This is a genomic window from Yoonia sp. R2331 (assembly GCF_041103235.1).
GTDB lineage: Bacteria > Pseudomonadota > Alphaproteobacteria > Rhodobacterales > Rhodobacteraceae > CANMYO01.
This window is the reverse complement of the sequence record NZ_JBGCUN010000001.1, coordinates 883,244-903,183: the sequence shown is the minus strand read 5'-3', so window position 1 is coordinate 903,183 and position 19,940 is coordinate 883,244. Positions and strand designations below refer to the sequence as shown.

Below are 19,940 nucleotides of genomic sequence, written 5' to 3'. Positions count from 1 at the left end.
TTGGAACAGAACCAATCCTTCGATTCAAGTTTCAGCAAGGGCGGCTTTGCGGGACAAAGCCGACCTTCTCTGCATTTGCGCTAATGACTGCTTCCAAACAAATACTGACTTTGGAACGTCGCAGTCTAACTTCTCCAACTAAACCTTTCATCGCGAGCATCGGCAAGACGGTCTCTTAGTCCCATGGTCTCGCATGGAAAACTTGTGTCCATGCAATTTCGTTAGGTGGAGACATCCGATCCTCGTACACAAGCCTAGGCAATACAAAAAGGAGCTTGGAAATGAAACTTAAGGAAAAGCTTGCAAACCCGACTTACAAGATATGTTCGGAACTTTGTGTCATCCCGTCCGCCACCGTTACCCAAGCTCTCGCCTCCACCGGCATCGACAGCATGATCATTGATCAGGAGCACGCCGCAACAAACCCAGAAACGTTACATGCCATGATTGCTGCCACTCAGGGCACCGATTGCGCACCATTGGTACGGGTCATTGATCACAACCCTGCAAACGTAAAACTTGCCCTCGATCTCGGAGCAGAGGGTATTGTGTTTCCACTGGTCCGAACGCCGGAAGAGGCCGCTCATTGCGTGGCTACAATGCGTTATCCGCCCGAGGGTGTTCGTGGTTGGGGTGCATTCGTCGCGCATTCGCGGTGGGGTACATCAGTGCCCGAATACTTGCCGGAGTATGGCGATAAAACTGTTTGTTGTTTGTTGATAGAGACCCCGGAAGCGGTAGAAAACATCGACGCAATTTTCGCCACAGAAGGGGTTGATATGGCAGTTGTTGCACTCTTCGATTTGTCCACGACGCTTGGCGTCTCTGGTCAATTTCAACATCCCAAGGTCCTAGAAGCCGTTGATAAGATCGAAAGAGCAGCAAAGCGCGCCGGGATGCCGCTTGGAGGCCCCTTTGCGTCAACCAAATCAGAGGTCGACGCACTGTTCGTCCGTGGGTACCGGATCGTAGCAGGTGTCGACCTCCTACAACTTAAGGGAATTGTCGCGAACCTTGTTGCTAACGTTCGCTCCAATCCAGAAGAAAACCTTAATGAAACTGGCAAAGCGCCCTCTCAGTAAAGCAGACTTTGGTCACTTCAAGTCTGGAAAGCACTTTGGGCTCATACCGGACATCCGCTCAAACAACGGCCCGACATCAACCCGGTACGCGCCACCTGATCACCCCACGTGGAACAGGCTCGCAAACAGCTTGGGATCAAGCGAGTTTGCGGCAAAGGTCGGCCCTTCCGTCAGCACGCTGACCGCATCATGGGAATGCAGGCTTTCCTGATGGCTGGCGATCACGCGGAAATCGCTGATCCGGGGATCAATCTGCAGTTGCTCGGTGAACAGCCGGGCCGCATCTTCCACAAAGATCGGGTTCGCCGCGTTCAATTCGGCAAAGGCCTGCTCATCCTCGCGCTTGACCATCACTTGGGTCTCTGTCGGCACGGCTGTGCGGGCGCGGTCAATCAGGTCCTCGAACCACAGCGTGTCCTGCCCCTCTTCCAGCAGCACCGAAATCCGCGCCACCGACCGCTGGCTATGCGGTGTGGCCAATTGCCCCCGGAACTGCCGCGCATGTTCGCTCAGCTCAAGCGAACAGGGACAAGTGCTGGAATAGACGTAATCGAGATGCACGATCTTCTTGCGCACGCCCGCCTGCTCGATCAGCTCCAGCGCGATATCGTAGTATTGATACCCCTCCAGCCCCGACCGCAGGCTTTGCACCTTCATCGGAAAGGAAAACCGCATCTGAATGCGGGCGTCAAAGCTTTCAAGGTCGGACTTATAGGCATCCAGCGCCCGTTCGATCACGTCAAAGCTGAACGTCTGCTCGGCATGTTTGTAGAACGTCCGCATGATCCGGGACATGTTGATGCCCTTCTTTTCGGCCTCCAGCGACACCGTGCCGGTCACGCTGGTTTCCAGCGTCAGATCACCGTTGTCACGGGTGTGAAACCGGATCGGCAGACGGAAATTGCTGATCCCCACATGCTGGATCTGCTGCTTGGCCCCTTTGATCAGGCTCGACGGCCCATTCTGCAAATCCGGCATGGTGGCGCGATAAGCCTCATCCACCTCAAAGGCATCAGGGTATGCGCGGGCCAAAGCGGGGTAATTGCTGACCTCCTGGCCAGGGATCAAGCGGCTGACCAGCGGGTCCAGTGTTGCCACTTCTTCGGCGCTGACCTCGCCCGCCCAGCGACGCAACAGCGCAAGCGCCGCTTCTGCCTCGTCCCGGCTGGGTTCACGATCAAAATCTTGGGAATGAACATTCATCGATGGGGCCCCCTCCGGCACATCCGCATCCCCGATATGGGGCATTCCTTCACGTTTTCCAACGTTTTCCCAATAGATACGTGACAACTCTGCCCGTGGATCAGACATATCAAGTGGCCCCCCGTCTGCGCCGCATCCCACCTTGCCCATTTGGCCGGAGCAAGGCAAGCGGCCGGGCCGACCCTTAGCGCCGCCAAACCGACCGGCGCTGCGGGTTAACAGAACCTTTCATTTGACCTGACGCGCAGCGCCCTTAAAGCCGCGAGCGCCCCGTTAAAGGCCTCTGTGGCGAACATAAGCAGCCCGCGATGTTGCCGCGATGTGCATGGTTTGTGCATGCGTTAACCTTTGACCCGGACATCGGTTAACGCATTGATTCGTTTGGCGTTTCAGCCCAATGCTTGCTGCAAATCCGCCAAAAGGTCCGCCGGGTCCTCCAACCCCACCGACACACGCACCAATCCCGGTGTGATCCCCAGCGCGGCCTTTTGGGCGTCTGGCAGGCGTTGATGCGTGGTGGTCGCCGGATGGGTTGCGATGGATTTGGCGTCGCCCAGGTTATTGGAAATCAATATGATTTCCAACGCGTTGAGCATCTCGAACGCCCGCGCCTGACTGCCGCAGTCAATCGACAGAACCGTGCCCCCGGCGCCCATCTGCGCCATCGCCAGATCGTGCTGCGGGTGATCTTTCAGGCCGGGATAGATCACCTGCGAAAGACCCGCATGGCCCTGAAGCGCAGCGGCCAGAGCGGCGGCACTGCGCGCCTGCTCTCGCACCCGTAAATCCAATGTCTCCAAACCCTTAAGCATCAGCCAGGCGCTGAACGGCGACATCGCCCCGCCGGTGTGCTTCATATAGGGCTCAACCGTTCCGCGGATGAATTCTTGCGTCCCAAGAATGATCCCGCCCAACGCCCGGCCCTGCCCGTCAATATGTTTTGTCGCAGAATAGACAACAACATCAGCACCTTGCGCGATCGCATCCGAAAAGACAGGTGTCGCAAAAACGTTGTCCACAATCACCTTTGCCCCCACCGCATGGGCCAGCTTGGACACCGCCGCGATATCAATCACCTGCAAGGTTGGGTTCGACATGCTTTCAAAGAAAATCGCCTTGGTGTCTCCACGAATCGCGCTGGCCCACTGATCAAGGTCGGTGCCATCCACAAACGTCACCTCAACCCCGAAACGGGTTAACACCTCTTCGAGGATATAAAGACAGGATCCAAACAACGCGCGGCTGCTGACCACGTGGTCACCGGCCTGCAACATCGCGGTCAGCGCGCCATTGACCGCCGCCATACCAGAGGCGCAGGCGAACCCGTCCTCGGCCCCTTCCAACGCGGCGATCCGGTCCTCGAACATTGCCACCGTAGGATTGCCGTAACGGGCATAGATGAACTCGTCTTCGCCGGCCTTCAGGAACCGGGCTTCGGCAGCCTCGGCCGTATCGTAAACAAAGCCCTGGGTTAGGAAAATCGCTTCCGAGACTTCATTATACTGGCTCCGTCGAACGCCGCCATGAACGGCCTTTGTGCGCTTGTTCCACTGTGTCATTCTCGGCCCCTTTCGCCAAAACAAAACCCCGACACCGGTCACAGGTATCGGGGTTACGCCCTGACCCTTTTAGCGGCATGTTTAACGTGGCCCGCAATCCGGTAACAAATCGCCACGGGCAATCGCATACGCCGCCCTCGCCCGTGCGTCAAGCCGCATCGGATTTTAACCATTTTGAGCGCTTCGGCGTTCACCGCCTGTTTACCCGATCCTGCTATTTCATGACGAAACAAGGGTAAATATGATGCAACAGTACAGACGCCACCGTTATCCCACCTCTTTCCCGGTGCAGGCAAAGACGCCGTTTGGTGTACTGCCGGGCAAGGTTCTTGACGTCAATGAACACGGCGCGCAGATCAAGGGGCTTGATGACCTGTCCCCTGGTGACAAGGTCATGCTGCAAGCGGGCGGTGACCAGATCATGTCCGTTGTGCGCTGGGTCGCCAAGGATCGGGTCGGTGTAATGTTCCGCCCCATGCTGACGATCCGGCAGGTCGACGCGCTGCGCTATGCCAAACGCAGTTCTTCCGCGTCCCGGTTCAGTTCCGTCGGTCTGATGGAAATGCGCTAGGTTTCGGGCTGTTTTTCCGGTTCGATCAGATAGCGTTGCAGCAAAACGATCTGAGCCCACAGGAAGACGAACAACACAGCCGGGAACGCAAAGGTTTCAAGCTTCACCCAAAGCTCTGTGCTTTGCGTGCGCCAAATCAACTCGTTAGCGACCGCAAGTGCGAGGAACATAAGGGCGACGCGGCGCGTAAAAATCATCCAACCTTCTGATTTCATGGGCAAAAACTCACCCATAATCCACTGAAGATAGCTCCTGCCGCGCATCAACCCGATCCCCAGAACGACTGCAAAAAAGCCGTAGACGATGCTCGTCTTCATCTTGAAGAACCGCTCGTCGTTGAACCACGCGGTCAAACCACCAAAGAAAATCACCATGAAGGCGGTGAAAATCTGCATCCGGCTCAGCGTCCGGGTCAGCGCCCAAAGGATCGCCATCGCCACCAGCAAAATCGGCACAAAGATCAGTGTCGCCACGATGAACCCGGTGTATTCAGTTCCACCCAGCGTGTAGGTGTTGTCCTTGATCCGCAAATAGATCAGGAAAAACAAGATCGTAGGCCCCAGTTCAAGGACTTGACGCAGGATCGGATTGATCTTTTTTTCGGCCATGTGGTTCTCCCTCAGCCCCCCGTTTCCACGATCACAGCGCCCAGTGCAACCAGTGCCATCAGAAAGGTGCGGCGCGGTCCGACTTTCTCGCCCAGAAACAGCCAGCCGATCAAGGCCGCAAACACCGTGGATGTTTCGCGCAACACCGCCGCCTCGCCGACTTTGTCCAACCGTGTCGCCAGCATCACACCGCCAAAACTGACCCAAGCGATTAGCGCCCCAAATAACCCCCGCCACAACAGCGGGCCAAGGTCAGGCGCGGCTTCCATTCGCCGGTACCGCCATGCGGCAAGCAGCGGAAAATCCAGCGCGGTGATAAAGAAGAACCAAGCCAAAAACGTAAACGGATCAGCGGCTTGGCGGATGCCGTAGGCATCATAGGTCGTATAAATCGCCACCAGAACCCCGCCCAATACGGCCCAGAACAACCCGATCCGCACCGCGCTTGGGTCCAGCACCTCTTCGGTCAAATTGCGCACTGCCAAAAGCAGGATGCCCCCCGACAGACACGCCACGCCCAACCATTGTTGCACGGTGAAATGTTCCTGAAAGATCACGCTGGCGGCCAGCACCGTCACCAATGGCCCGGTCCCGCGCACCACTGGATAAACCACCGTATAGGCGGCTCTCTCATAGGCCAGCGCCATCGTCAGCTTGTAGCCAAAATGGATCACCAGCGCGCCCGCCAGGATCCACGCCACATCCCCCGAGGGCCAGGGCACCGCAAACAGCGCCACCGGCGCCGAGATCACCACAAGCCAGCCGTCAATCGCCCCGCGGGTCAGCCACGGGTCATGCCGCCCCTTCTGCAACGCGCCAAATGCGGCATGGGCCACAGCCGAGATCAGCGCCAAAATCGTCGCCAGCCGCGCCCCATCCGGCGTGCCCGCAATCGCGACGATCCAATCGCTCATCGGGCCGCAGCCGCCCAATCAACCGTGACTGCAGCGCCATGCAAAGCCACTGACACCACATCGGCGAATGATTTATCCTGCGCCTCGAACGCATTCGCGGCCATCGCGTATTGCAACAGTCCTAGCCCTTGCTCAGAGCTGAGCGTGACCGTCAGAACCCCTTTGGCATTGGGCAGCACGCCCATGAAATACCTTGCGGATTCAAAGGATTGCGCGTCAAATTGCGCTTCGCTCAACCCATCGCGCAATCCGCGCAGAAAGTGGGTCGCGTCCCGTTTCACGGACCCACCGTCCAGATCAAATGCGTCCAAGATCGCCCAGACGTCGTCAACCCGCGCCGTGACGCGATGCAACCGCAGGCTGCCAAGGCTGAGTGCTGCACTGGCGCGGGTGTCAAAATAGGCACCACCCAGCGTGCCTGTCACCTGCATCCCCCGTCCTTCGGTTGTCAGCAGATAAAGTGCATCCAACCGCAACGCCGGATCGCCGTCTTCGCGGCTTAACCCGATGCTCAAATCAAAGGGCCGCTTGCCCACGCGGCCATCCAGCATCACATCATCGACCGCAATCCTGATCCGGGATGGAAAACCTTCGCCCATCAGATATCGCGTCACACCATCCGCCTGCCAACGTATTGATGAAAAAGGTAAATCGCGAAGATCGCGCGTGGCCGTCACCCGGCACCAGCCGTCGCGGTCATCGGAGACGCGCCAACCACGGTCCAGAATGGTCCCCGCAGCAACAGCGCCGCCACGCCCTGCAGTGCGGCGCAGCTCGGACAGATCGCCGACAAAACGGTCCCAAAATGCCTGACATTGTGGTGGCGCGGATTGGGCGCCCGCTTGACTGGCCAGCAAAACCGCCAGAGCCGCGCCAAGCCACCAGCGCATCAGACGTCGCGCCCGACCAGCGCGTTGGCAAAGTCCTCTGGGTCGAACGGGGCCAGATCGTCGATCTGTTCGCCTACGCCGATGGCATGAATGGGCAGGCCAAACTTGTCGGCCAGCGCCACCAGCACACCGCCCTTTGCGGTCCCATCGAGCTTGGTCATCACAAGGCCGGACACATCCGCAAGTTCTTGAAAAACCTTGACTTGTTGCAGGGCATTCTGGCCTGTCGTGGCATCCAGCACCAGCAGCGTGTTATGCGGCGCATCGGGGTCTTTCTTGCGGATCACCCGGACGATCTTGGACAATTCCTCCATCAGATCGGCGCGGTTTTGCAGCCGCCCGGCAGTGTCGATCATCAGCAAATCCGCGCCGTCGGCCTGGGCCTGGGTCATCGCATCAAAGGCGAGCGAGGCCGGGTCCGACCCTTCGGGCGCGGTCAGCACCGGAACCCCTGCGCGGTCGCCCCAGACCTGCAATTGCTCGACTGCAGCCGCGCGGAACGTATCGCCCGCCGCAATCACCACCGATTTGCCCGCGGCTTTGAACTGGCTGGCCAGCTTGCCGATGGTCGTGGTTTTGCCCGACCCGTTGACACCGACCACCAGCACCACCTGCGGTTTGTGGGCGTAAAGCGGCATGGGCCGCGCGACGGGGTCCATGATGCGGCTGACCTCATTCGCCAAAAGCGTTTTGATTTCGTCCACCGACAGTTTTTTGCCCAAGCGTCCCTCGGCCATATTGGCGGTCACCCGCAGCGCCGTATCCACGCCCATATCTGCCGTGATCAGCAACTCTTCAAGCTGTTCGAGCATGTCGTCATCCAGCGTGCGGCGGACAACGGTCTTTTGTTCGCGACCAAACAGGCGCCCCAAAAGGCCCTTCTTTTCAACGGGTTCCTCCGACGGCTCGTCCAGTGGCGAGGGTTCAAGCCGTGTCATCGGCGCGACGACGGCCTCTCTGATCGGGGGCGCGCTGGCCGCCTCTGCCGCGGCCTCGACCTGGGCTTCGATCTCTTCGGCGAGCGCGTCGATATCCTCGTCAGACATCGGGTCCGGCTCAACCATTGCTGCCAGCCGCGCGTCTTCCTCTGCCGCAAGGCGTGCCTTTTCTTCGGCGGCCAAACGCGCCGCTTCGGCCTCTTCGGCGCGGCGCTCTGCCGCGGCCTTGCGCGCGGCCTCGGCGTCTTGCGCGGCCTGCTCTGCGGCCTGGTGTGCCGCCTCGGCGCGGCGTCGTTCTTCTGCGGCAGCGGCTTGCCGCGCGGCCTCAGCCCCTTCGGCTTGCTGCCTTTGCGCGGCCTCCAGTGCGCGTTGCGCGGCTTCGGCCTCCTCGGCGGCCTGCCGGGCAGCTTCCGCTTCGGCGGCAAGCCGCTTCTCTTCTGCGGCGTCAGCGGCGCGTTGTTGTTCTGCGGCCAGTCGCGCGGCTTCGGCAGCGGCCTCTGCTTCGGCCTTGGCAGCGGCGGCGGCTGCAGCCATCTCGGCTTGGCGCGTCTCTTCGGCCTGACGGGCGGCGTCCGCTACGCGGGCCGCTTCGGCAGCACGCGCTTCTTCAGCCAGACGCGCTTCTTCCGCCAGACGCGCCTCTTCCGCCAACCGCGCCTCCTCGGCCAACCGCGCTTCCTCAGCCAACCGTGCCTCTTCGGCCAACCGCGCCTCTTCCGCGACACGGGCCGCCTCGGCCTCTTGCGCGCGGACGGCTTCAGCGTCTGCCGCAACATCCGCCTCGATCACGTCCTCTACGCCGCCATCACTGACGATCGCGTCCAGACCCTCATCAATTTTCGAGGATGACCGAAACATCCGGTCCTTGAGCTTTTTGAAAAACGACATGCGCGGGCCTTCACAACCTTGTTGCAAATGACCTAATGCCGAATGCCGCGATTTGAAAGCCCGTCAGGCCGTGCGACCATAAAACCCAAGCTGTTCGGCCTGAGAAAACCGTGCGCCGGGGCGTTCATAATAGGTCAGCACCGCAATCATCCGCGCCCGCGCGCCCTGCACCGGGGTCACCCGATGCGGCGTGTTTACCCCGCGAAAAACGTTCAATGTTCCGGGGATCACGTTCATGCGCTGCATGTCGGGATCATCCCCCGCCAAAAGCCGCGCAACACCGTCATAATTGGGGTCATCCGCCGTGCGCAAATCCGTGCGATATTCAAATTCCCCCCCGCTTTCAGGGGCTTGCAGCAAAAGCGTCACGGTAAACTCGGACCGGTCAAAGTGCCAGTTCAGCGCCTGCCCGGCCTGATAGCGCATCACGTTGAACGCCGCCAAAGGATCATCCATCGGGTATAGCGCCGGTTTGCCCATCACCCCTGCCAGAAACCTGCGCAATGGTGCCCAATGGTAGATCTGCTCAACCACCGACCCACGCAGCTGATCATTGCAAAGCGTGTTGTTCGAGGTCTCGAACTCCTGCAAGGCCGGGTGATCCGGGGCCAGACCGGGCACGTCTTTCTTGAAATAGACATTGTGCCGCCGTTTGTGGTTAAACGACGCGGTATCCATCAGCGGCGTATGCGCCTCTGCCTCGGCCTGTGCCACCTCGGGCCGCAAGAACCCATCCAGATTGAACAGGCCATCCGCCGCCATCTCTGCGCGACATCGCGCTACAAGCGCCTGATAAATGGCACTTTTTGGCGCATCCAAAGGAAACGCTGACAGGTTCAGCGCCTCCTTCATACCTCGTCCGGGAAATGCTCCATCACCAGCTTGATCGGGTTTGGCGCGGCCTGCCCCAGCCCACAGATCGAAGCATCGGTCATCGCGGTGCAAAGCTCGTCCAGCAGGTCCTGATCCCAGCTGTCTTTTTCCATCAGTTTGACCGCTTTTTCACAGCCCACGCGGCACGGCGTGCACTGGCCACAGCTTTCGTCTTCAAAGAACCGCAGCATGTTCAGGGCCGCGGCCTTGGCGCTATCTTGATCCGACAGCACCACCACAGCGGCAGAGCCAATGAAGGTGCCAAGCGGTTGCAGCGTGTCAAAATCCAGCGGCACATCATTGATCGATGCAGGCAACAGGCCAGAGGACGGACCACCCGGCTGATAGGCCTTGAAATTATGCCCCTCCGCCATGCCACCGGCGGCCGCGATCACATCCATGATGGTTGACCCCGCAGGCAGCAGGTGCACGCCGGGATTGGCGACGCGGCCCGAGACGGAATAGGACCGCAAGCCCTTACGCCCATTCTTTTCGGTGCCTGACAGAACCTCCGGCCCCTCGCGCAGGATGCGCGCGACCCAATGCAGCGTTTCGACATTATGGACCAAAGTCGGCTGCCCAAAGATACCGACCTGCGCCACAAACGGCGGGCGGTGACGTGGCAATCCACGCTTGCCTTCGATGCTCTCGATCATCGCGCTTTCTTCGCCGCAGATATAGGCCCCGGCCCCGCGACGCAGATCGATATAGCCCGGTTCCACGAGGCCCGCATCTTCCAAGCCCTTGATCTCGCGCGCCAAAATCGTCAGCACGGCAGGATATTCGTCGCGCATGTAGATAAAGACCTTATCAGCCTCCACCGCCCATGCGGCAATCAACATCCCCTCAAGGAACAGATGCGGCACCCGTTCAAGATAATAGCGGTCCTTGAATGTGCCGGGCTCGCCCTCGTCCCCGTTCACGGCCATATAACGCGGGCCGGGGTTGGCACGGACAAAGCCCCATTTCTTGCCTGACGGGAACCCGGCCCCGCCCAGACCACGCAGGCCAGACGACAACACCGTGTCCTGCACGGCTTCCCAATCGCCACCGTCCTTCAGTTCTGCCAACTTGGCATAGCCACCTTCGGACCTGTAGGCCGCAAGCCCTTGATAATCCGGAATATGTGCGTGCGTTTCGCCAGCGGCGATTGCCGCTTTCACCTTTTCGGGCGTGGCGTGGTCGATATGCGCATGGCCCAGTTCCAGCACCGGTGCAGTGTCGCAACGCCCCATGCATGGCGCGCGCAGCACGCGCACCTCTGAGGCGTCCAACCCGTCTTCCAAGGCGGCCTTCAGTTGCTGCGCCCCTGCCAGCTCGCACGACAGACTGTCGCAGACCCGGATAGTCAGCGCAGGCGGCTTGGACTCGCCTTCTTTGACCACATCAAAGTGGGCATAGAACGACGCGACCTCGTAAACCTCTGCCTGTCCCAGGCGCATTTCTTCCGCCAAGGCGCGCAGATGCGCGGCAGACAGGCAGCCATAGGTATCTTGAATAAGATGCAAAAACTCGATGAGCATGTCGCGGTCACGTGGTGTGTCACCCAGCAAAGCGCGCACCTCATCCCAGGCGGCATCATCCAACTGACGGCCTTTGGGCGTATGCCGCCCCTTGCCTTTGCCCGATTTCCAGACACCCTTGCGTTCATCCAGCGCCATAACATCCCTTTCACTTCTGCGCAGACAATAGCCGCGCAGACCGGGCACGGAAATCGCAAAAGCGACATGGCAAAGCAAAGATGCGCGCGTCCGGTCCATTAGCCGCAACAGGACTGGGCTGACCGCGCGCAAACTTCGTGCTAGACCCTGCGAAATCGTGCCGGACCCGTTATGTATTTCTTTGCCTTTGCCACCCTTTTTCCGATCCCGGTGATTGCCGCCGCTGCCGTTTGGGGCGGTGTCTGGGTGCTGACGGCCTTGGCCGTCATGACAGCACTTGTCGCCGGGTTGGACCATCTGGTCCGCCGCACCTCGCCCGCGCTGCCCGATCAGGAATTTCCTGTCGCCAACGCCCTGTCTGTCATTCTGGCGCTGGCGCATTTTGCGTTGCTGGGGGCTGTGGTCTGGGGCCTGGCACAGCCGCAGCTGTCATTGCTTGGTAAGGTTGGCGTCTGGTATGCGGCGGGGCTCTACTTTGGGCAGGTCAGCAACGCCAATGCGCACGAACTCATCCACAAATCTGGCCGGATTCTGCATCGCCTGGGCATGTGGGTCTATATTTCGCTGGCCTTCGGGCATCACACGTCGGCGCACGTGTTGGTGCATCACCGGCACGTGGCAACCGCGCAGGACCCGAATTCGGCCCGGCAAGGCGAAGGGTTCTATCGCTACGCTGCCCGTGCATGGCGCGGATCCTTCGTGGCAGGTTACACAGCAGAGGCCGCGCGCCTGTCACGGGTCGACCGGGGCATCCTGCACAACCCCTACCTGCTTTATCTGGGCGGGGCCGCGCTAATGCTGGGGATCGCCATCGCCTTGGGCGGCTGGCAGGGTGCTGCGGCCTACATTTGCGTCGCCGGGCTGGCGCAGGTCCAGCTTTTGCTGTCGGACTACGTGCAGCACTACGGTCTTACGCGCGCGATCGGTCAGAATGGCAAGCCAGAGCCTGTGGGCGACCGCCATAGTTGGAACAGCCCGCATTGGTACTCGTCTGCCCTGATGCTGAACGCACCGCGCCATTCCGATCACCACGCACATCCCGGACGGGCCTTTCCCGCCCTGACGCTGCCCGCAAATGGCCCCACCCTGCCGCGCGCCATTCCGGTCATGGCAACCGTCGCACTTGTGCCGCCACTTTGGCGTCGCGTCATGGACCCACGGGTGGCGCGATGGTCCGCCTGATCCTGCTGCTGATCACCCTTGCCGCCCCTGTCGCGGCAGAAACGCCGATGACAGCCAAGGAATTTGACACCTATGCCACGGGCCGCACCCTGACCTTTGGGCTGGCCGATGGGACCGTCTTTGGTGTGGAACAATACCTGCCCGACCGCCGCGTGATCTGGTCGCGCATGGATGGCACCTGCACCGATGGGTTCTGGTACGCGCACAAGTCAAACATCTGTTTTGTCTACGAAAACGACCCCGAACCCAAATGTTGGGAGATCTTCCGCACCGCCAATGGCATCCGCGCGGATTTCGCAAACCAACCCGGCACAACGGTCCTGTTTGAAGCCATCGAAGACCCCGCCGCCCTGATCTGCGGCAACCTGTTGTCCTAGAACAGGCTGCCCTGATCGTCCGGCTTGGGCTTTGACGCCTTGGCCTTGCCGCCCAGCGTCAACCGGCCATCGGCAAACTCAACCTCAAGCGCCTTCGCCTCTTTCGCGCGCGCCACATTGGTCACCACATCGCCGTCACCGCGCACCACCGCGTATCCCCGCTTCAGCGTTTCCTTGTACCCCAAGGTCTCGCGCAGCCGGTCAAGTGCAACCAGCCGCGCGGCATAGGCATCCTGCTGGCGATTGGCGCGGTCCGACAAGCGGCGCAACAGGCCATCCAAGCGTTCGCGCGGGCGGGTCACATCAGGTGGGCGCAGCCCCTGCTGACCAAGCGCACGCCGCGCATCCGCCATGCGCCGCGCCATCGCGGGGTCCAGCCGCGCGCCCAATCGGTCCAGCCGGTCGCGGTTCACCGCGATCCCGCGCCGCAACAGGCCGGGGCGCATGTCATTCTTGGCCAGCATGACCCGCTTTTGCGCCGCCGTCGCGCGCAAGGCCGCTGGCAGGCGCTCAGCCAGCAAATCCAACCGTTGCTGCGGCCCATTGGTCAGGCTCTCTGGCCGCGGCAGCGCGCGGCCCAAATCACGCACCCTTTGCGCGCGCCGGTCGACCGCCCCCGACAAGGCCCGATGCAAGCGCGCGCCCTGTTCATCGACCCACCCCAGCAACTCCATCCGCACCGGCACCGCCAGTTCCGCCGCCGCCGTCGGTGTCGGCGCGCGTTTGTCGCTGACAAAGTCGATCAGCGTGGTGTCCGTCTCATGCCCCACGGCAGATATCAGCGGGATCTCCGATGCCGCTGCCGCCCGTGCGACTACCTCTTCGTTGAACCCCCACAAATCCTCGATCGACCCGCCGCCGCGCGCCACGATCAGCAAATCAGGCCGGGGCAAGGCGCCCCCCGGCGTCAATGCGTTAAAGCCCGCAATCGCGCGCGCCACCTCAGGTGCTGCGTTCTGCCCCTGAACAGCTACGGGCCAGACCAATACCTTACGCGGAAACCGGTCCCGCAGCCGGTGCAAAATATCCCGGATCACCGCCCCACTGGGCGAGGTCACAACCCCGATGATCTCGGGCAGGAACGGCAGCGGTTTCTTGCGTTCCGGCGCAAACAGCCCCTCTTCGGCCAGCTGCGCCTTGCGTTGTTCCAGCATCGCCATCAGCGCTCCGGCGCCCGCGACCTCAATGCTGTCAACGTTGATACTATAGCGCGATTGCGGGCCAAAGGTGGACAGCTTGCCGGTGACGATGACCTCCAGCCCCTCCTCGGGCTTGACCCCCAGCCCCGGCACCTGCCCTTTCCAGGTGGTGCAGGAAATCACGTTCCGCTCGTCCTTGACGTCGTAATAGATGTGTCCCGACCGTGCGATCATCACGCGCCCAACCTCACCACGGACGCGGACCCGGCCAAAGGACCCCTCAAGCGTCTTCTTGATCGACCCCGTCAGCTCTGAGACGGTGAATTCAGGTGTGTTGCCGCCAGGTGCGTCGTCTTCAAAAAGGTCCATGGGCTGCCTTGTGATCTGTGCAGTGCGACCCTAGAACGACCGCCAACAAAGGCCAAGCGGGGGTGCCACATGAATATCCTGATTTTGGGCAGCGGCGGGCGCGAACACAGCCTCGCTTGGGCGGTCAAGCAGAACCCGAAATGCGACCGGCTGATCGTGGCCCCTGGAAACGCGGGTATCGCCGATCTGGCCGATTGCGCCGATATCGACATCCTCGACGGCCAAGCCGTGGCGACGTTTGCCGAAGAAAACGCCGTTGATTTCGTGATTGTCGGGCCAGAGGCCCCGCTCGCCGCCGGCGTCGCGGACGTGTTGCGCGATGCCGGACTTTCAGTTTTCGGACCTTCGGCGGCAGCGGCACAGCTCGAGGCATCAAAATCTTTCACAAAAGCGATCTGCGACGCCGCAGGCGCCCCCACCGCGGCTTACGCGCATTTCACCCACCCTGACGACGCCCGCGACTACATCCGCACCACCGGCGCGCCCATCGTGGTCAAGGCTGACGGGCTCGCCGCAGGCAAAGGCGTGGTGGTCGCCATGTCCGAGGCCGAGGCACTCGCCGCCATTGACGATATGTTCGACGGCAGCTTTGGCGATGCTGGCACCGAAGTGGTGATCGAGGAATTCATGACCGGCGAAGAGGCGTCGTTCTTTGTGCTCTCTGATGGTGAAACGCTGCTGCCCGTCGGCACCGCCCAGGATCACAAGCGCGTCGGCGAAGGCGACACCGGCCCCAATACCGGCGGCATGGGGGCCTACTCCCCTGCGCCAGTGATGACCGACGCCGTAATCGCCAAAACCATGGACCAGATCGTGCGCCCCACAATGCAAGCGATGGCCGCGCGCGGCACACCGTTCCAGGGCGTGCTATTTGTCGGTCTGATGATCGAAAACGGCAACCCGCGGCTGGTCGAATACAACGTCCGTTTCGGCGATCCCGAATGCCAATGCCTGATGATGCGTCTGGGCGGTCAGGTGCTGGACCTGTTGCAAGCCTGCGCCGAGGGCCGCCTGTCAGAGGCGCAGGTGAACTGGGCCGACGACCACGCGATGACCGTGGTACTGGCCGCCACCGGCTACCCCGGTCCTTACGAAAAAGGCAGCGTGATCAAGGGCCTGTCTGACCTGCCCGAGGACAGCCACCAGATGACCTTCCATGCAGGCACCGGCACCCGCGACACATCCATCATCGCCACGGGCGGTCGGGTTCTTGCCGCCACAGGCCGTGGTGCCACCTTGGCAGAGGCCCACGCCCGCGCCTACGCCCAAGCGCACCAGATCGACTGGCCGCAGGGGTTCTATCGCCGTGATATCGGCTGGCGCGCGCTCCCCTCTTCTTCTGGCTAAAAATATCCCCGCCGGAGGCTCCGACCGCAAGAAAAAGAACGGGCCGCGCCATTGCGCGACCCGGTCTCAACCATCCCCGATTATTCGTCGAATAATCGCCGCCCCCGCGTCAAGCGGCGCGCGACACCAGAACGCTGTCGATCTCTTCAGCAGCCGCTACCTCGTCATTGCCGGCAACCGCCGCAATCTCACGCGTCAACCGCTCCAGCGCGGCTTCATACAGCTGACGTTCCGAGTAGCTTTGTTCGCGCTGATCGTCCTGCCGGTGCAAATCACGCACCACTTCGGCAATCGCGATCAAATCGCCAGAGTTGATCTTTTGCTCATATTCCTGCGCCCGGCGCGACCACATGGCCTTTTTCACTTTGGCCTTGCCGCGCAATGTCTTCATCGCATGGCTGACCACATCCGGCGTCGACAGCGCGCGCATCCCCACTTCGGTCGCCTTATGTGTCGGCACCCGCAGGGTCATCTTGTCCTTTTCGAAAGCAATCACAAAAAGCTCCAGCTCAAAACCGGCGACTTCCTGGTTCTCGACCGAGACGATCTTGCCCACGCCATGCGCGGGGTAGACCACGAAGTCATTGGGCTGAAACTCTTTTTTCTTCGACTTGCTCATGGCATTCCTTTCTGTCCCGCAGGGCGCTCAGGCGACAAAAAAACCGGCGGGGGCGCGGGCCTCCGTCAGCTTTCAATATTGCAACAATCCTGTCAGGTCTTTGGCATCATTCCCAAACATCATACCACAAAAACGCCGCGCCCGCCAGCGCGGCAAGGAGTTTGGATTTCTGCAATAAAACGAATGGCTTAGGCGCAGCACTTTCGCCGAATCAACCGCCCTCGCCAGCGGCTTCGGAAAACAGCTCCATCTTGCCCTCTTTGCCGTCCATATCGTCGGCATTGGGCAGCGGATCTTTCTTGGTGATGATGACCGGCCACTTTTCGGAATACTTGCGGTTGAACTCGACCCACTTTTCCATGTCCGGCTCTGTATCGGGGCGGATTGCATCTGCCGGGCATTCAGGTTCGCAGACGCCGCAGTCGATGCATTCGTCGGGATGGATCACCAGCATGTTCTCACCCTCGTAGAAGCAATCCACAGGGCAGACCTCGACACAGTCGGTGTATTTGCAGGCGATACAGTTGTCGTTGACGATATAAGTCATTGTCTCTTCCGAAATCTCACGCGCGCCTTGCTAGGCTGATCGCCCCGGTCATTCAAGCCCGAACGGACCGTCACCCCCTGTTCGGGACGCCATGTCGCGCCGATCCTTCTTGGTCGGGCGACCTTTCCCGTCAAACCGCGGATTCGCAGGACGTTTGATCTTTTCGGGCGACATGTCCTCGTAAAGCGCCTGTGCCTCAGGCGCCGGTCCGCGCCGGTCGCCACAGGCAAGGATTCGCACAACCCGCACATCTTGCTGTTGCGTAAACGTCAGCACCATGCCCGGCCCCACGGCACGCGCTGGTTTGCTCACCGGTGTGCCATCAACCCGCACCTTGCCGGCGCTGACCACACCTGCGGCGATCGAGCGCGACTTGAAAAACCGCGCCTGCCACAGCCATTTGTCCAGCCGGATTGTCGGGCTCTCACTCAATCGGTCTTGAAGCCCGACAGGGCCGCCGCAAAGGGATTGTCAGGATCAATCCTCTTTTCGGCCTTGGGCTTGGATGTGAACTTTTGCGGCTTGTCACCGCGCGGCCCACCCTTGCCCTTTGGCTTGCCTTTGCCACGGGGTTTTTGCTGGCCTTGTGGCCGTCCACCCTGCCGCTGCGCGCGACCACCCCAAGTGAAGGTGTAAAACACCTCCATCTCGGGACCGGTGTCCGGGGCGTCCAGTGGTGTTTCCGCCGGGGCCGCATCGGTTGGGGGGACAATTTCTGTCGGGGCCTCTGCTGGCACCTCGACGGGTGCATCCCCTTCGGCTGCAGGCGCTTGTGCCACAGCCTCTGTCGCGACGGCCTTGACCTTTTCGCGCTCGCCCTTGTCGGCTTTGTAGCCCAGACCGCCCATCAGATCAGCAAATTGGTCCAGCGTCATGCCGGTGATCGACAGCATGTCGGCTGTCGCTTCAAACCCACCGCGCGAATCCTGATCGCGCAGCATATCGGCCAGCCGTTCCAGCATATCAATGCGGATCGCCCGTTCGCCCGCCGCGCGATAGCCCGCCATGGCGTAGTATCCCGGCGGCACATCCTTGGACGCAGGCACCGTCACCAGACCCGGTGGCGGGCTTTCGGGAAACTCCGACAGGTTCTTGGCCAAGGACCACAGCACCAGCCGCAACCGTGTTGGGGCGGGCTTCAACAAAAGCGGCATGAAAATCGTAAATTGCCCAAACCGCACGCCATGCTTGCGCAGCGCGCCGCGCGCGTCCTGATCCAGCGCCTTGACCTCGTCAGCCACCTCACCACGCGGGATCACGCCGAACCCTTCGGCCATCCGAAAGGCAAAGCCTTTGGCAGCCCCTTCCAGCGCCTCATCATTCTTCAGCGCCAGCAGCGGTTCAAACCCGGCGGCAATCTTGCGTTCGATGAAATGCTGCAAGCGGCGCTGCACCTTGGCCGCCACATCGGCGCCGGCCTCGTCATCGACAAAAGCCACAACCTCGGGCTTCAACGGGTCAGCACCCGCCGTCAGCTTGCCCACCGCGGCATCGCCCCACATCAGACCGCCCTGCTCGGTAAAGTCCATCTCGGGGTCGGGCGCGTTATAGAACCGGTCCGCCATCAGGTGCCAATGCGGCACCAGTGCCGCGACAGAGGCCTGCCGCAGCGTCTTGGCCTCATCAGGGCTGCCCGCCTTGTCCATGCGGAACCGGAACCCTTCCAGCTTGCCCACAAATTCACCTTCGACGGTCACTTCGCCTTTGTCGTTCACCTCGGCCACAAGGCTCTCCTTCTGCTTGAGCCGGCGAAGCAGGACACTGGTCCGCCGGTCCACAAATCTTTGCGTGAGCGCGCCATGCAGCGCGTCTGATAAACGGTCTTCTACAGCGCGCGTCGCATCGCGCCAATGCAATTCGTCACGCAGCCAGCCGCCCCGCTGCGCCACATAGGTCCATGTGCGGATATATGCCAACCGTTTCGACAGCGTGTCGATATCCCCGTCATGACGGTCAATCCGCGCCACCTGCAGCGCGAACCAGTTTTCATCAACCCGCCCCGACTGATGCAGATCGGTAAAGATCCGCGTCAGCAGATTGGCATGTTCGCCCCGGCTGATGCCCCGGAAATCCGGCACCCTGCAGACATCCCACAACAACCGCACCGATGGCCCATCCGTGGCCCGTGCGGCGACCAGATCATCCGCCGCCAACGCCTTGAGCGCGGCCAGATCGTCACTTTCGCGCACCCGAGTCAGCCAGGGGTCATCGGTCCGCGCCTCCAGTGTCTGGATCAGCCGCTTGGGCGATCCAAATTGCAGATCGGTGTTGCGCCACTGCAGCTTTTGCACCGGGCGAAACCGGTGCTCGACAATGGCCTCGGCCAGTTCATCATCCAGCGCCGGGGCCTCACCGGTGACGCCAAAGGTGCCGGGTTCCATATAGCGCCCCGCACGGCCCGCAATCTGGCCCAGCTCTTCGGGGAACAAATGTCGCATCCGCACACCGTCAAACTTGGACAACGCCGAAAAGGCCACATGTTTGACGTCGAGATTCAGCCCCATGCCGATCGCATCGGTGGCGACCAGATAATCCACATCGCCGTTTTGATACATCTCGACCTGCGCATTGCGCGTGCGCGGGGAAAGCGCGCCCATCACCACTGCCGCTCCACCCTTTTGGCGGCGCAGCAGTTCAGCCATCGCATAGACGTTTTCCACCGAAAACCCGACAATCGCCGCGCGGGCGGGCATCCGGCTCAGCTTCTTTGACCCCGTGTAGGTCAGCGTACTGAACCGCGCACGATGCATAAACTCCACACCGGGGACCATCGCAGCGATTGCCCCGCGCATGGTGTCGGCCCCCATGAACAGCGTTTCCTTCTGCCCGCGTGCGTGCAGCAACCGGTCGGTAAAGACATGACCCCGCTCAGCGTCAGCACAAAGCTGGATCTCATCTACAGCCAGAAAATCGCAGCCCATGCCCTCTGGCATCGCCTCGACCGTGCAAACCCAATAGGCCGCGCGCGGCGGCACGATCCGCTCTTCTCCGGTCACAAGTGCCACAACACCCGGCCCCTTGATCGCAACGATCCGGTCATAAACCTCGCGCGCCAACAGGCGCAGCGGCAGGCCAATCACGCCGGTGCGATAGGCCAGCATCCGGTCAATTGCATAATGCGTCTTGCCGGTATTGGTCGGGCCCAGAACGGCCGTAATGCGACTGGCTTGCAT

18 protein-coding genes and 1 riboswitch are annotated in these 19,940 nt (G+C 61.1%); of the genes, 5 read left to right on the top strand and 13 right to left on the bottom strand.

The window, feature by feature from the left end:
* Positions 1 to 281 precede the first annotated feature (281 nt).
* Positions 282 to 1,082, top strand: coding sequence for an HpcH/HpaI aldolase family protein (locus AB3Y40_RS04580; RefSeq protein ID WP_369437620.1), 801 nt, complete (start codon positions 282 to 284; stop codon positions 1,080 to 1,082).
* A 99-nt stretch (positions 1,083 to 1,181) separates the two neighbouring features.
* Here the strand turns inward: AB3Y40_RS04580 and folE2 are convergent, their stop codons facing one another.
* Together folE2 and metZ are read right to left on the bottom strand one after the other, a co-directional pair.
* On the bottom strand, positions 1,182 to 2,285 hold the full coding sequence (gene folE2, locus AB3Y40_RS04575; protein ID WP_369439601.1) for a GTP cyclohydrolase FolE2: 1,104 nt from the start codon (positions 2,283 to 2,285) through the stop codon (positions 1,182 to 1,184).
* Positions 2,286 to 2,674: 389 nt separating this feature from the next.
* A complete protein-coding gene (metZ, locus tag AB3Y40_RS04570; RefSeq protein WP_369437619.1) occupies positions 2,675 to 3,844 on the bottom strand; it encodes an O-succinylhomoserine sulfhydrylase in 1,170 nt (389 codons plus the stop codon).
* 48 nt (positions 3,845 to 3,892) lie between these two features.
* A riboswitch (SAM riboswitch) is annotated at positions 3,893 to 3,970 on the bottom strand.
* A gap of 118 nt (positions 3,971 to 4,088) precedes the next feature.
* On the opposite strand from metZ, the gene AB3Y40_RS04565 reads away from it, so the two are divergent.
* Positions 4,089 to 4,415, top strand: a complete 327-nt coding sequence (locus tag AB3Y40_RS04565) for a PilZ domain-containing protein (protein WP_369437618.1) — start codon at positions 4,089 to 4,091, stop codon at positions 4,413 to 4,415.
* Here the strand turns inward: AB3Y40_RS04565 and AB3Y40_RS04560 are convergent.
* From AB3Y40_RS04560 to AB3Y40_RS04535, 6 genes are all read right to left on the bottom strand, one after another.
* Positions 4,412 to 5,023 carry an inner membrane-spanning protein YciB gene (locus AB3Y40_RS04560; protein WP_369437617.1) on the bottom strand — a complete coding sequence of 204 codons (612 nt, stop codon included), beginning with the start codon at positions 5,021 to 5,023 and terminating at the stop codon, positions 4,412 to 4,414. The two genes, AB3Y40_RS04565 and AB3Y40_RS04560, sit on opposite strands and share 4 nt — an antisense overlap.
* A gap of 11 nt (positions 5,024 to 5,034) precedes the next feature.
* Positions 5,035 to 5,937, bottom strand: a complete 903-nt coding sequence (locus AB3Y40_RS04555; RefSeq protein WP_369437616.1) for a DMT family transporter — start codon at positions 5,935 to 5,937, stop codon at positions 5,035 to 5,037.
* Entirely contained in the window at positions 5,934 to 6,827 is an 894-nt protein-coding gene (locus AB3Y40_RS04550) for a hypothetical protein (protein WP_369437615.1), read from the bottom strand. The genes AB3Y40_RS04555 and AB3Y40_RS04550 overlap by 4 nt, the downstream gene beginning before the upstream one ends.
* Complete coding sequence (ftsY, locus tag AB3Y40_RS04545; protein WP_369439600.1) at positions 6,827 to 7,900, bottom strand: signal recognition particle-docking protein FtsY; 1,074 nt, start codon at positions 7,898 to 7,900, stop codon at positions 6,827 to 6,829. The genes AB3Y40_RS04550 and ftsY overlap by 1 nt, the downstream gene beginning before the upstream one ends.
* Before the next feature lie 816 nt (positions 7,901 to 8,716).
* Positions 8,717 to 9,505 carry a HalD/BesD family halogenase gene (locus tag AB3Y40_RS04540; protein WP_369437614.1) on the bottom strand — a complete coding sequence of 263 codons (789 nt, stop codon included), beginning with the start codon at positions 9,503 to 9,505 and terminating at the stop codon, positions 8,717 to 8,719.
* Positions 9,502 to 11,187 carry an NAD(P)H-dependent oxidoreductase subunit E gene (locus AB3Y40_RS04535; protein ID WP_369437613.1) on the bottom strand — a complete coding sequence of 562 codons (1,686 nt, stop codon included), beginning with the start codon at positions 11,185 to 11,187 and terminating at the stop codon, positions 9,502 to 9,504. Before AB3Y40_RS04535 ends, AB3Y40_RS04540 begins: the two co-directional genes overlap by 4 nt.
* Before the next feature lie 171 nt (positions 11,188 to 11,358).
* Between AB3Y40_RS04535 and AB3Y40_RS04530 the strand changes: the two genes are divergently transcribed.
* Together AB3Y40_RS04530 and AB3Y40_RS04525 are read left to right on the top strand one after the other, a co-directional pair.
* Entirely contained in the window at positions 11,359 to 12,369 is a 1,011-nt protein-coding gene (locus tag AB3Y40_RS04530; protein WP_369437612.1) for an alkane 1-monooxygenase, read from the top strand.
* The gene (locus tag AB3Y40_RS04525) at positions 12,357 to 12,746 is read left to right on the top strand and encodes a hypothetical protein (RefSeq protein WP_369437611.1); all 390 of its coding nucleotides are present in this window, start codon (positions 12,357 to 12,359) and stop codon (positions 12,744 to 12,746) included. The genes AB3Y40_RS04530 and AB3Y40_RS04525 overlap by 13 nt, the downstream gene beginning before the upstream one ends.
* Here the strand turns inward: AB3Y40_RS04525 and xseA are convergent.
* A complete protein-coding gene (xseA, locus tag AB3Y40_RS04520; protein WP_369437610.1) occupies positions 12,743 to 14,254 on the bottom strand; it encodes an exodeoxyribonuclease VII large subunit in 1,512 nt (503 codons plus the stop codon). The two genes, AB3Y40_RS04525 and xseA, sit on opposite strands and share 4 nt — an antisense overlap.
* Before the next feature lie 69 nt (positions 14,255 to 14,323).
* Here xseA and purD point away from each other — a divergent pair, with 69 nt between their 5' ends.
* Complete coding sequence (gene purD / locus AB3Y40_RS04515; protein WP_369437609.1) at positions 14,324 to 15,601, top strand: phosphoribosylamine--glycine ligase; 1,278 nt, start codon at positions 14,324 to 14,326, stop codon at positions 15,599 to 15,601.
* A 109-nt stretch (positions 15,602 to 15,710) separates the two neighbouring features.
* On the opposite strand, the gene AB3Y40_RS04510 is transcribed toward purD, so the two are convergent.
* The 4 genes from AB3Y40_RS04510 to AB3Y40_RS04495 all read right to left on the bottom strand — a co-directional run bounded on the left by AB3Y40_RS04510 (position 15,711) and on the right by AB3Y40_RS04495 (position 19,940).
* A complete protein-coding gene (locus AB3Y40_RS04510; protein ID WP_369437608.1) occupies positions 15,711 to 16,220 on the bottom strand; it encodes a CarD family transcriptional regulator in 510 nt (169 codons plus the stop codon).
* Positions 16,221 to 16,431: 211 nt separating this feature from the next.
* On the bottom strand, positions 16,432 to 16,767 hold the full coding sequence (fdxA, locus tag AB3Y40_RS04505; protein WP_369437607.1) for a ferredoxin FdxA: 336 nt from the start codon (positions 16,765 to 16,767) through the stop codon (positions 16,432 to 16,434).
* Positions 16,768 to 16,815: 48 nt separating this feature from the next.
* Positions 16,816 to 17,199 (bottom strand): RNA-binding S4 domain-containing protein, encoded by a 384-nt coding sequence (locus AB3Y40_RS04500; RefSeq protein WP_369437606.1) that lies wholly within the window; start codon positions 17,197 to 17,199, stop codon positions 16,816 to 16,818.
* Entirely contained in the window at positions 17,196 to 19,940 is a 2,745-nt protein-coding gene (locus AB3Y40_RS04495) for a helicase-related protein (protein ID WP_369437605.1), read from the bottom strand. Before AB3Y40_RS04495 ends, AB3Y40_RS04500 begins: the two co-directional genes overlap by 4 nt.